The sequence below is a fragment of the Actinoplanes teichomyceticus ATCC 31121 genome (genome assembly GCF_003711105.1).
In the GTDB taxonomy this organism is placed as follows: domain Bacteria; phylum Actinomycetota; class Actinomycetes; order Mycobacteriales; family Micromonosporaceae; genus Actinoplanes; species Actinoplanes teichomyceticus.
Genome location: NZ_CP023865.1, coordinates 5,965,954 through 5,977,500 on the forward strand (window position 1 = coordinate 5,965,954; position 11,547 = coordinate 5,977,500).

Sequence of the window (11,547 nt, forward strand, 5' to 3'; positions counted from 1 at the left end):
AATTGCCCAGCGTGGGTGTTCCTGATCAGCGTCGATTGCCGCGCCAGCCGACCACCGGGAGCCCGAACTTCGCCACCAGGGTGTCGGTGAACGGACGCGGGGCCAGCCGGACCAGCCGAACGGGCAACTGGCCACGCTCCACGGTCACCCGGGAGCCGGGTGGCAGGTCCCAGGTGCGGCGTCCGTCACAGCACAGCACGGCGAAGGACGTGTACGGGTCGACGGTGAGCACGAAAGTGGACGTGGGCGCGGTCACCAGCGGCTTGCTGAACAGCGCGTGCGCGCTGATCGGCACCAGCAGCAGCGCCTCCACCTCCGGCCAGACCACCGGTCCCCCGGCCGAGAACGCGTACGCCGTGGACCCGGTCGGTGTGGCACACACCACACCATCGCAGCCGTACCGGGACAGCGGCCGGCCGTCCACGTCGACGAGCAGCTCGAGCATCTGCGCCCGCTGCCCCTTCTCCACGGTCACCTCGTTGAGCGCCCACGACTCGGCGATCAGGCGCCCGTCGTACTCGGCGCGCACGTCCAGGGTCAGCCGCTCGTCCACGGTGTACTCCCCGGCGACGATGTCGGCGACCACCTGGTCGATGTGCTCCACCTCGGCCTCCGCCAGGAAGCCCACCTTGCCCAGGTTGATGCCCAGCAGCGGCGCCTTGGCCGGCCGGGCCACCTCGGCCCCGCGCAGGAAGGTGCCGTCCCCGCCGAGCGCGAGCACGATCTCCACACCCTCGGCCGCCTCGGGTCCCTCGACCGGGGACACCTCGTCGGGCAGTTGCAGGTCGGCCACCTCGTCGGCGATGACCCGGACCTCGAACCCGGCAGCGATCAGATCCAGGGCGACGGCACGGGCGTGCTGGGTACTCTGCCGTCGCCCGGTGTGCGTCACCAGCAGGGCCGAGCGGGTCATGTCTCCTCCAAGATGGCCACCGGCCGGTCGTTGCCCGGCGCCGCCGGCGCCGGTCGCGTGCTGTCCAGCCCCGCCGCCGCGGCCCCCGCGTCGGCATCGCCCGCCGTCCCTTCCGGCGCCTCCTCGGACGGCCCGGACGGCCCGGCGGCGACCACCGCCTCCACCCGCTCGCGGTCGGCGGCCGGCGCGCCGCGCCGGAACCAGACGAAGAACTCCACGTTGCCGCTCGGCCCGGGCAGCGGGCTCGCGGTCACGTCGACCACGCCCAGACCCAGCTCCGCCGCGGCCGCCGCGACGTCCAGCACCGCCTCGGCGCGCAGCCGCCAGTCGCGCACCACGCCGCCCGCGCCGACCCGCTCCTTGCCCACCTCGAACTGTGGTTTGACCATCAGCGCCAGGTCCCCGTCGGGCCCGGTGCAGGCGGCCAGCGCGGGCAGCACCAGGCGCAGCGAGATGAACGACAGGTCGGCGACGGTCAGGTCGACCGGCCCGCCGATCGCCTCGGGGGTGAGCGTGCGCACGTTGGTCCGCTCGTGCACGTCGACCCGCTCGTCGGTGCGGATCGGCCAGGCCAGCTGCCCGTACCCGACGTCGACCGCGACCACCCGGCGGGCCCCGGCGCGCAGCAGCACGTCGGTGAACCCACCGGTGGACGCGCCCGCGTCCAGGCAGCGCCGCCCCTCGACGGCCAGCCCCTTCGGCGCGAACGCGGCGAGCGCCCCGGCCAGCTTGTGGCCGCCCCGGGAGACGTACTCGGTCTGCGGATCCTCCCCGGTCACGATCACCGGATCGGCCGGGTCGACCATGGCCGCCACCTTGTGGGCCACGGTCCCCCGGACCTGCACCCGGCCGGCCGCCACGAGCTGGGCGGCCTGTTCCCGGGAACGAGCGAGCTTACGACGGACGAGCTCGGCGTCGAGACGCGCACGGCGGGCCATGGGGATTCCTTTTTCGGTACGTCGGTCAGCGGTCGATGCCGGCCAGGGTCTCCTGGAGCACCTGGTGCGCGGCCTCGTACTCGGCGATCTGCTCGGCCGGAGCCAGCCGCGCGGCGTTGGCGAGCGAACTTAGCACCGCGTCCACCGCCGGATGACCGGTCTCCTCCACCATCCCGTCCGCACCGGTGCGGTAATGGGGCGCCGCCGTCACCGGCTCGGCCGGGCCGCCGGGCACATGCGGCCGCGGACCACCCGACGGCGGCCCGGGCCGGAATCCACCGGCCGGCGGCCCGGGGCGCGGCCCGCCCGACGGTCCGGGCCGGAATCCACCGGCGGGCGGCCCCGGACGCGGACCACCCGGCGCGGAATCGGGAAACGTCACGGGATCATGCCTCCGGCTTCTCGGTCCGGCTGGCGTTCTCCGCCACCGGCTGCGGCTTCCCGGCCCGGGTCTGACCCGGCACCTGAGCCGCCTTCTTCGCCGCCCGTCTGGCCGGCGCCGCCTTGCCCGCGGCGGCCTTACGACGAGAAGGCGCCGCCGCGCCGGACGCCGCATCACGCGCGTCCGCGCCGCCACCCGACACCGCACCACCCGCCCCGGCATCGCCACCCGACGCCGCCGCGCCGGACGCCGCATCACCCGTCCCGGCGTCGCCCGCGGACGCGGCCGCGCCGGACGCCGCATCACGCGCCGCGCCATCGGCCGGGTCGGTGGATGGCGGTGTCGTCACCGCGGGCAGCTCGGTCGCCGCCGCCGCGGCCTTCACGCCGCTCACCGGCGAAGTGGCCGTCCCGGGCGGCGTCTCGCCCGCCGAGGTCGTCTGCGTTGCGGCGGCGGGCCCGGCTGCCGCCTTCCGCGGCGCACGCTTGGCCGGAGCCTTCCTGGCGGGCGTTCCGGTCCCCTCGTGGGGCGCCAGGACCGGCCCACCGGCGGCCTTCGTCGCCGTCCCACGCGCGGACCTCGTAGGCGCCGGCTCACCGGCGGCCGCCTTACCCGCGGCTTTCCGCGCGGCGCCACGCGCCGCCTCGGCCTGGCCGTCTGCCGCCTTCGCCGGCCTGCCGGTCCCGTCCGCCGCCTTCGCCGGCTTGCCGGTCTCGTCCGCCGCACCGTCGGCGGTCTTCGCGGGACCACGAGCCGTCCCGGTCGCCCGGCCGGTCGTCCCGGACAGCCCGCCCGTGGTCTTCCGGGGCGCACCGGACGTCCTGGCCTGCCGCTGCACGGCGGCGACCTCGCCGACCGTGACGTCGGCCGGCACCGAGCCGTTCCGGCTCCCGGCCGCGGGGGCCGATGTGGACCTGCGCGCCGCCTTCTTCACCGGCGCCGCCTTCTTCACCGGAGCGGCCGGCTTCTTCGGCGCCGCCGCCTTCTTCGGGGCACGAGCCGCACGACCCGAAGCCGACGGCGTCCCGGAGAGCTCGGGCCCGCCGCCCGAAGCAGACGCAGCCCCCGACACAGGCGCAGCCTCCGGAGCCGGTGCAATCCCCGAAGCAGAGCCAGCCCTCGAAGCAGAGCCAGCCCCCGAAACAGGCCCGGCATCCGAGACCGGCGCGACGCCCGAAGAGCGCTGGGAACCGGAACCGGGCGCAGCCGAACCGGGTGCCCGCACGCCGGCCTCCGCCGCATCGGCCCGGGCCTGCGCCGCCCGCAACCGTTTCTCCAGGTCGCGCACCCGCGCGGTGAGCTCGGACACCTCATCGGCGGTGGCCAGGCCGACCCGCCCGAGCGCGCGGTCCACCTCGTAGCGAACGATGCTGGTCAGCGCCTCACGGTTCGCGATGCCCGCCGAGAGCAGGTCCTCGACCAGCCCCTGCACCTGCGCCGCCGTCGCGCCACCCCGGTTGAGCAGGTCACCGGCGACCTGTTGTGCTTTCTTCCGCGGCGCCTCGGTCAACCCGAGCGCCAGGTCCAAGTAAGCCCGCCATGCATCCGGCATGAGACCTCCTCCTCTCGCCGCGTCGGGTGCCACGCTACCGGCAGCCCCCGACAACTTCCTGGGGTACGGTGCTGGTGTCGTGAGGGGGGATGCCGATGGCCACCGTGGACGAGTGCCGGACCGCGCTGCACGCCCTGGCCGCGAAGCTCGCGGCGAACGCGGAGGCCCGCGGCAAGCTGGACCTGGACCGCACTCTCGCCTGCCGGGTCACCGATCTGAACACCGCCTTCCACGGCCGGCTCGCCGGCGGGCTGCTGGTCGACATCGCGGACGGCGACGACCCGAAGGCGAAGATCGCCCTGCTCGCGGCCGGCGACGACCTGATCGCGCTGCTCAACGGCCGACTGGACATCACCCGGGCCATCGCCGCCCGCCAGGTCGTCGTCAAGGCGAACCCGTTCGACCTGCTCAAGCTCCGCAAGCTCCTCTGATCACGCCCGCTGGTACGGTCCGCCGCCGCGGATCGTTCAACCACCCCGCGGCGGAAATCGGCTGCCCGTTCCCGGCCCGGCCGCTAACGTCCACGGGATGCACATCCGCGCCGAGACCCCCGCCGACCATCCGGCGATCGATCAGCTCGTCGAGGGCGCATTCGGCGCGTCGGGCCGGATGGTCGCCGATCTGGTGCCCGCCCTGCGCCGGGACGACCCGGAATTCCTGTCGTTCGTCGCCGAGGACGGCGGCACGCTGATCGGGCATGTGATGTTCACCCGCAGCCTGCTCGATGCGCCGGATCGCCTGATCCCGGTGCCGGTGCTGAGCCCGCTGTCGGTGGCGCCGGAGCGGCAGCGTCAGGGTGTCGGCGGCGCGCTGATCCGGCACGGTGTGGCTGAGCTGGAGAAACGCGATGTCCCGCTGATCTTCCTGGAGGGCGATCCGGCGTACTATGCGCGGCACGGCTTCGTCCCCGGCGGCGACCTCGGCTTCCGCAAGCCGTCGCTGCGCATCCCGGACGCCGCCTTCCAGGTCATGCCGCTCGCCGCGCACCGCCCCGAGATGACCGGCACCCTCGTCTATCTGCACACGTTCTGGGATCACGACTGCGTGGGCCTCCGCTAGCGAAACGCCGCCGAGTCCCGCCCGCCGTTTTTCGCCGCAACCACGTCTTCGCTGGTCAGGTGGCCTCACCCGTGGGACGATGAGCGGTGAGCGAGCGACCGCCGGACGACGGCCGCCCCGGGCAACTGGAGGCGATAATGATCCACGTCCGCCCCGACGACCCGCGCATCGACAGCACGGTCACCGCAGCGAACGTTCACCAGCGCGCCGAACGACTCGCGGTGCCCGAATTCGATTACATGAGCATGCCGATGGTCGCCATGGTCGACGGTATCTTCCACATCGATCCGGAGGCGCCGCCGCTGCCCCGCCGCAGGCACCGGCCACGCCCCGAGCGCTACCGCAGCACCGCGACATCCGGGGCCTGACGGCCCGCAGACCGCGGCAACACCAGGCCGCACGCCGCTCCCGGCCGCCTCGGCCGGTGGGCGGCGTCCGCCCGGCCCGTCCGCCCTTCCCGGCGCAATGCCGCCACGCTTCCCCGGTACGTCACAGCCCCGGGTACGTCACAGCCCTCCCCGGTACGTCGTGGCCCTCCCCCGGTACGTCGTCGCCCCGTCCCCACGCCGCAGGCAGCGCACCGCCCCGTCCCCACGCCGCAGGCAGCGCACCGCCCCGTCCCCACGCCGCAGGCAGCGCACCGCCCCGGCCACCGCCGCACCGCGGCAGTCACCGGAGCCGTGGGCGGCCCGCCACCGCCCCCGCCGCTGCCGTGCCCGAGCCGGCATTCGAGCCCGGATACGCCACAGCCCCGGCCGACCCGGCCGGGGCTGTGTTCGTCGCTGTCTTCCCGAGCCCTAGAGGCCCCATCCGCGGAGTACCTCGGCGGCCTCCCCGGACCCGGCGGCGATGTTCGCGACCGGAACACCGTCCCAGGTCACCCCGCACAGCAGCCGCAGCGCGCCGACCGGGTCGCCGGAGCCCGTGAGCACCGCCCGGTCACCGTCCCGGGTCACCTGCCACCCGTCGACCTCCGCCGCCGGAACGCGGGCCTGGTCGGCGGACCGGAACAGTCCGGACAGATCGGCCGCCACGAACGTCGGCCGCCGGTCGGCCGGGGCGGCCAGCAGGTCGGCCGGGCCGCTCACCCCGGTCAGCACGAGCAGGCTGTCCATCCCGGCGCCGACCGCGCCCTGGATGTCGGTGTCCAGCCGGTCTCCGATCGCCAGCGGGCGCTGCGACTTCGCGAGCGCGGCCGCCGTGGTGAACAGCGCCGGCTGCGGCTTGCCGACCACCACGTCCGGCTCCCGGTCCAGGGCGGTCCGCAGCACGGCGACCAGCGAGCCGTTCCCCGGCAGCGGGCCACGCGGGCTGGGCAGGGTGCGGTCGGTGTTGGTCGCGTACCAGGTGGCGCCCGCACGGACGGCGAGCGCCGCCTCGGACAGGATCCGCCAGCCGACCTCGGGCCCGTACCCCTGGACCACCGCGACCGGCGCGTCGTCCGCCGACTCCACCGGGGCGAGCCCGGCGTCACGAACCTCGCCGCGCAGCGCCTCCGCACCCACCACCAGCACCGGCGAACCGGCCGGCACGTGCTCGGCGATGAGCGCGGCGGCCGCGCCGGCCGAGGTGAGCACCTCGGCCGGCGCGGCGCTGACGCCCATGCCGGTGAGCAGGGTGGCGACGTCCGCGGCACGCCGGGAGGCGTTGTTCGTCGCGTACGCGATGGCCGTTCCGTCGGCCCGCAACCGCTCGACCGCGTCGGCCGCGCCCGGGATCGGCTTGTCGATCAGGAAGACGACGCCGTCCAGGTCGAAGATGGCCAGGTCGTAACCGCCGGCGAGGTGGTCGCTCATGCCTGCGACCGGTCGTCCGCCCGGCCGGCGAACTCGTCGCCGCCCTTGTCGTCCTTGTCGTCCTCGGTCTTCGACGCCGCGCTCACCGGTTCGCCGGCCTCGGTCTCGTCGGCGGTCACAGCGTCGGTGCCGGCGGCCTGGGACCGCTCGTCCTCGTCGTCGTCCTCGTCGTCCGCGGCGTCCTCGAAGTCGTCCTCGTCGGTGTCGAACTCCTCGTCGCCCGCGGCGTCCTGGTCGAACTCGCGCACGTCGCCGGAGTCCTCGGCCCGCGCCTCGGCGGAGTCCTCGTGCTCGGCCCGCGCCTCGCCGTCGGCGTCCTCGTCGTCCTCGTAGTCGTCACCCTCGATGGTCACGCCGTCGAGTTCGAGGATCCGCTCGGCCGCATCGGTGAGCTGCTCCTCGTCGACCGCCGCGGCGCGCGAGAACCACTCCCGCGCCTCCTCCCGGCGACCCGCGGCGAGCAGGGCGTCGGCGTACGCGTAGCGCAGGCGCGCGGCCCAGTCCGCGGTCTCCTCCGCGGTCAGTTCCTTGACCTGGAGCATCGCCACGGCGGCGTCGTGCTGACCGAGGTCACCTCGGGCGCCCGCCGCCACGATCAGCAGCTCGATCGCACCGGACTTCTCCAGCTTGGCCATGTCCGCGCCGCGGAACAGGTCGATCGCCCGCTCCGGCCGGCCCAGCGCGCGCTCGCAGTCGGCGAGCTCGGCCAGGTGGCTCTGGTTGCCGGTCATCCGGTGGTAGGTACGGAGCTCGGCGATCGCCGTGGTCCAGTCCCCGGCCGCGTACGCCGCCAGGCCGACCGCCTCGCGCACCACCGCGATCCGCGAGGCCAGCCGGCGCGCCGCGACAGCGTGCTGCAGAGCCAGCTCGGAGTCCTCGTCGATGATCTGGCCGGCCGCCACCAGGTGCCGGGCGACCTTGTCCGCGATGTCCCGCGCCAGGCTCACCAGCTCGGAACGAACCTCCTGGTCCAGGTCGTTCGCGTCGATGTCCTCGGGGATCTCCGGAGCCTGGAAAGCGAGCTGGCCGCCCTCCTCCTGCTCCAGGTTCTCCGGCCGGTCGCCCTGGTAGCCGCCCCGGTCACGGTCGCCGCCGCGGAACCCGCCGCGCTCACCGCCCTGGAAGCCACCCCGGTCACGGTCGCCACCGCGGAACCCGCCGCGCTCACCGCCCTGGAAGCCACCCCGGTCACGGTCACCGCCACGGAACCCGCCGCGCTCACCGCCCTGGAAGCCACCCCGGTCACGGTCACCGCCACGGAACCCGCCCCGGTCACCGCCACCCTGGAAGCCACCCCGGTCACGGTCACCGCCACGGAACCCGCCGCGCTCACCGCCCTGGAAGCCACCCCGGTCACGGTCACCGCCACGGAACCCGCCGCGCTCACCGCCCTGGTAGCCACCTCGGTCACCGCGCGGAGCACCGGATCCACCCTGGAAGCTCTCCCGGGCACCGCCGCGCTCCCGATCACCCCGGAAGCCGCCGCGCTCGCCACCCTGGTAGCCGCCGCGGTCACGGTCACCGCCGCGGAACCCGCCTCGGTCGCCGCCACCCTGGTAGCCGCCCCGGTCACGGTCGCCACCGCGGAACCCGCCACGGTCTCCCCCGGAGAACCCGCCGCGGTCGCCGCCGCCCTGGTAGCCACCCCGGTCACGGTCACCGCCGCGGAACCCGCCACGGTCGCCGCCACCCTGGTAGCCGCCCCGGTCACGGTCACCGCCACCCTGGTAGCTGCCCCGGTCACGGTCACCGCCACGGAACCCGCCACGCTCACCGCCCTGGAAGCCACCCCGGTCACGGTCACCGCCGCGCTCGCCGCCACCCTGGTAGCCGCCGCGGTCACGGTCACCGCCACGGAACCCGCCGCGGTCGTCACGCCGGAAGCCCGGACGGTCACCGCCGCCTACCGCACGATCGCCACCGCGGAACCCGCCCCGGTCACCGCCACCCTGGAAGCCACCCCGGTCACGATCGCCGCCACGGAATCCGCCCCGGTCGCCGCCCTGGAAGCCACCCCGGTCACGGTCACCGCCACGGAATCCGCCCCGGTCACCGCCACCCTGGAAGCCACCCCGGTCACGGTCACCGCCACGGAACCCGCCCCGGTCACCGCCACCCTGGAAGCCACCCCGGTCACGGTCGCCACCGCGGAACCCGCCGCGGTCGTCACGCCGGAAGCCCGGACGGTCACCGCCGCCTACCGCACGATCGCCACCGCGGAACCCGCCACGGTCACCGCCCTGGAAGCCACCCCGGTCACGGTCGCCACCGCGGAACCCGCCGCGCTCACCGCCACCCTGGTAGCCACCCCGGTCACGGTCACCACCACGGAACCCGCCGCGCTCACCGCCACCCTGGTAGCCACCCCGGTCACGGTCACCACCACGGAACCCGCCGCGCTCACCGCCACCCTGGAAGCCGCCGCGGTCACGGTCCCCACGGAACCCACCGCCCTGGTAGCCGCCTCGATCACGGTCGCCGCCGCGGAAGCCGCCGCGGTCGCCGGACCGGTTTCCCTGGTATCCGCCTCCATCGCCGCGGCGAGCGTCGCCGCCATCGCGACCGCGGCCCTCCCGGGCCTCGTCGCGGTTGCTGGAGCCGCCGTCCTGCGGTCCTGTAGTCACGGATCAATCCTTCCAAGTACGGCGGCGGGCCCTCGGTGCGGGCGGCCTGGCCTCAAACACAAAGTTACTAGGGAACGAAGTCATAAACGCAGTCGAGGGCCGACCCCGTGTGGGGCGGCCCTCGACCGTTACGTTGAGTCCGGCGGCGTCCTACTCTCCCACACCCTCCCGAGTGCAGTACCATCGGCGCTGGAGGGCTTAGCTACCGGGTTCGGAATGTAACCGGGCGTTTCCCCTCCGCTATGACCACCGAAACACCTGTCAGCGCGGAACACCAGCAATCCGAGCCCAGAGCCGGCCACGGAACCACAACGGTCCGCGACTCGATCCGGAATTCTCCGGACCTCTCCGGCCGACCCCATCCCGGGCCGACCAGAAAAACCCCAACCATCGGAGTGGTTGTTCGTTTGCTGTGAATCACACAGTGGACGCTAAGCATAAAGTATAGAGTGGTTAAGCCCTCGGCCTATTAGTACCGGTCAACTCAACACGTTACCGTGCTTACATCTCCGGCCTATCAACCCAGTCGTCTAGCTGGGAGCCTTACCCACTCAAAGGTGGTGGGATACCTCATCTCGAAGCGAGCTTCCCGCTTAGATGCTTTCAGCGGTTATCCCTTCCGAACGTAGCCAACCAGCCATGCTCCTGGCGGAACAACTGGCACACCAGAGGTTCGTCCGTCCCGGTCCTCTCGTACTAGGGACAGCCCTTCTCAAGTATCCAACGCGCACGGCGGATAGGGACCGAACTGTCTCACGACGTTCTAAACCCAGCTCGCGTACCGCTTTAATGGGCGAACAGCCCAACCCTTGGGACCTGCTACAGCCCCAGGATGCGACGAGCCGACATCGAGGTGCCAAACCATCCCGTCGATATGGACTCTTGGGGAAGATCAGCCTGTTATCCCCGGGGTACCTTTTATCCGTTGAGCGACACCGCTTCCACACGCAAGTGCCGGATCACTAGTCCCGACTTTCGTCCCTGCTCGACCCGTCAGTCTCACAGTCAAGCTCCCTTATGCACTTACACTCAACACCTGATTGCCAACCAGGCTGAGGGAACCTTTGGGCGCCTCCGTTACCCTTTAGGAGGCAACCGCCCCAGTTAAACTACCCACCAGACACTGTCCCTCGACCCGATCAGGGCCGCAAGTTAGATACCCAAACCCAACAGAGTGGTATTTCAACAACGCCTCCACCCGAACTGGCGTCCGAGCTTCACCGGCTCCCACCTATCCTACACAATCGAATTCAGATACCAATGTCAAGCTATAGTAAAGGTCCCGGGGTCTTTCCGTCCTGCCGCGCGTAACGAGCATCTTTACTCGTACTGCAATTTCGCCGGGCCTGTGGTTGAGACAGTGGGGAAGTCGTTACGCCATTCGTGCAGGTCGGAACTTACCCGACAAGGAATTTCGCTACCTTAGGATGGTTATAGTTACCACCGCCGTTTACTGGCGCTTAAGTTCTCCGCTTCGCCCCAAAGAGCTAACAGGTCCCCTTAACGTTCCAGCACCGGGCAGGCGTCAGTCCATATACATCGTCTTACGACTTGGCATGGACCTGTGTTTTTAGTAAACAGTCGCTTCCCCCTGCTCTCTGCGGCCATACCACGCTCCACCCGCAAGGGGCTTCACGCGTCCGGCCCCCCTTCTCCCTAAGTTACGGGGGCAATTTGCCGAGTTCCTTAACCACAGTTCACCCGTCGCCTCGGTATTCTCTACCTGACCACCTGTGTCGGTTTCGGGTACGGGCCGCTCGGAACATCGCTAGAGGCTTTTCTCGGCAGCATAGGATCACTGACTTCACCAGAACGGCTCGGCATCACGTCTCAGCCTCATGTGTCACGGATTTGCCTATGACACGGCCTACACGCTTACCCCGGCACAACCACCGGCCGGGATCAGCTACCTTCCTGCGTCACCCCATCACTAAACTACTACCCAGAAGGGTCCTGGCCTCCACGCCCTTGGTCCGAAGACCGCAGACGCTTCAGGCAGTTAGCATCCCGAGGTTCATCTTGGGCGTTCCTTTGCGGGTACGGGAATATCAACCCGTTATCCATCGACTACGCCTCTCGGCCTCGCCTTAGGCCCCGACTCACCCAGGGCGGATTAGCCTGGCCCTGGAACCCTTGGTCATCCGGCGGAAGGGGTTCTCACCCTTCATTCGCTACTCATGCCTGCATTCTCACTCGTGTAGCGTCCACGACTGGATCACTCCGCCGCTTCACCCGCAACACGACGCTCCCCTACCCATCCACACACCTGGACTCCCACCCGAA

At 71.7% G+C, this 11,547-nt stretch carries 9 protein-coding genes and 2 rRNA genes (1 of these 11 only partly in view); 3 read left to right on the forward strand and 8 right to left on the reverse strand.

The annotated features are described in order from the left end of the window. Positions 1-25 precede the first annotated feature (25 nt). The 4 genes from ACTEI_RS26130 to ACTEI_RS39430 all read right to left on the reverse strand — a co-directional run bounded on the left by ACTEI_RS26130 (position 26) and on the right by ACTEI_RS39430 (position 3,785). On the reverse strand, positions 26-913 hold the full coding sequence (locus ACTEI_RS26130; protein WP_122980076.1) for an NAD kinase: 888 nt from the start codon (positions 911-913) through the stop codon (positions 26-28). Further along, positions 910-1,851, reverse strand: a complete 942-nt coding sequence (locus ACTEI_RS26135) for a TlyA family RNA methyltransferase (RefSeq protein WP_239082681.1) — start codon at positions 1,849-1,851, stop codon at positions 910-912. Before ACTEI_RS26135 ends, ACTEI_RS26130 begins: the two co-directional genes overlap by 4 nt. 25 nt (positions 1,852-1,876) lie before the next feature. Beyond that, positions 1,877-2,023, reverse strand: coding sequence for a hypothetical protein (locus ACTEI_RS26140; protein WP_164466124.1), 147 nt, complete (start codon positions 2,021-2,023; stop codon positions 1,877-1,879). A gap of 214 nt (positions 2,024-2,237) precedes the next feature. After that, positions 2,238-3,785, reverse strand: a complete 1,548-nt coding sequence (locus ACTEI_RS39430; RefSeq protein ID WP_187646003.1) for a phasin family protein — start codon at positions 3,783-3,785, stop codon at positions 2,238-2,240. Between the two features lie 95 nt (positions 3,786-3,880). On the opposite strand from ACTEI_RS39430, the gene ACTEI_RS26150 reads away from it, so the two are divergent. The 3 genes from ACTEI_RS26150 to ACTEI_RS26160 all read left to right on the forward strand — a co-directional run bounded on the left by ACTEI_RS26150 (position 3,881) and on the right by ACTEI_RS26160 (position 5,212). Continuing rightward, positions 3,881-4,216 (forward strand): SCP2 sterol-binding domain-containing protein, encoded by a 336-nt coding sequence (locus ACTEI_RS26150; protein WP_122982419.1) that lies wholly within the window; start codon positions 3,881-3,883, stop codon positions 4,214-4,216. A 97-nt stretch (positions 4,217-4,313) separates the two neighbouring features. Beyond that, positions 4,314-4,844, forward strand: coding sequence for a GNAT family N-acetyltransferase (locus tag ACTEI_RS26155; RefSeq protein ID WP_122980078.1), 531 nt, complete (start codon positions 4,314-4,316; stop codon positions 4,842-4,844). 137 nt (positions 4,845-4,981) lie between these two features. Continuing rightward, positions 4,982-5,212 carry a hypothetical protein gene (locus tag ACTEI_RS26160; protein WP_145830952.1) on the forward strand — a complete coding sequence of 77 codons (231 nt, stop codon included), beginning with the start codon at positions 4,982-4,984 and terminating at the stop codon, positions 5,210-5,212. A 429-nt stretch (positions 5,213-5,641) separates the two neighbouring features. Here ACTEI_RS26160 and ACTEI_RS26165 read toward each other — a convergent pair whose 3' ends face one another. From ACTEI_RS26165 to ACTEI_RS26195, 4 genes are all read right to left on the reverse strand, one after another. Next, positions 5,642-6,640: an HAD-IIA family hydrolase gene (locus tag ACTEI_RS26165; RefSeq protein ID WP_122980080.1), complete on the reverse strand. Its 999-nt coding sequence runs from the start codon at positions 6,638-6,640 to the stop codon at positions 5,642-5,644. Further along, a complete protein-coding gene (locus ACTEI_RS26170; protein WP_239082686.1) occupies positions 6,637-7,587 on the reverse strand; it encodes a Replicase polyprotein 1ab in 951 nt (316 codons plus the stop codon). The genes ACTEI_RS26165 and ACTEI_RS26170 overlap by 4 nt, the downstream gene beginning before the upstream one ends. A gap of 1,814 nt (positions 7,588-9,401) precedes the next feature. After that, positions 9,402-9,518 (reverse strand): 5S ribosomal RNA (gene rrf, locus ACTEI_RS26190). Positions 9,519-9,713: 195 nt separating this feature from the next. After that, positions 9,714-11,547: ribosomal RNA gene (locus ACTEI_RS26195) — 23S ribosomal RNA — on the reverse strand (it continues 1,275 nt past the right edge of the window).

Bases quoted from the DNA above. Each gene is read 5' to 3' on its own strand.
- ACTEI_RS26165 (WP_122980080.1), bottom strand. From the start codon at position 6,640: ATGAGCGACCACCTCGCCGGCGGTTACGACCTGGCCATCTTCGACCTG.
- ACTEI_RS26135 (WP_239082681.1), bottom strand. From the start codon at position 1,851: ATGGCCCGCCGTGCGCGTCTCGACGCCGAGCTCGTCCGTCGTAAGCTC.
- ACTEI_RS26160 (WP_145830952.1), top strand. From the start codon at position 4,982: ATGATCCACGTCCGCCCCGACGACCCGCGCATCGACAGCACGGTCACC.
- ACTEI_RS26130 (WP_122980076.1), bottom strand. From the start codon at position 913: ATGACCCGCTCGGCCCTGCTGGTGACGCACACCGGGCGACGGCAGAGT.
- ACTEI_RS26140 (WP_164466124.1), bottom strand. From the start codon at position 2,023: ATGGTGGAGGAGACCGGTCATCCGGCGGTGGACGCGGTGCTAAGTTCG.
- ACTEI_RS26155 (WP_122980078.1), top strand. From the start codon at position 4,314: ATGCACATCCGCGCCGAGACCCCCGCCGACCATCCGGCGATCGATCAG.
- ACTEI_RS26150 (WP_122982419.1), top strand. From the start codon at position 3,881: ATGGCCACCGTGGACGAGTGCCGGACCGCGCTGCACGCCCTGGCCGCG.
- ACTEI_RS39430 (WP_187646003.1), bottom strand. From the start codon at position 3,785: ATGCCGGATGCATGGCGGGCTTACTTGGACCTGGCGCTCGGGTTGACC.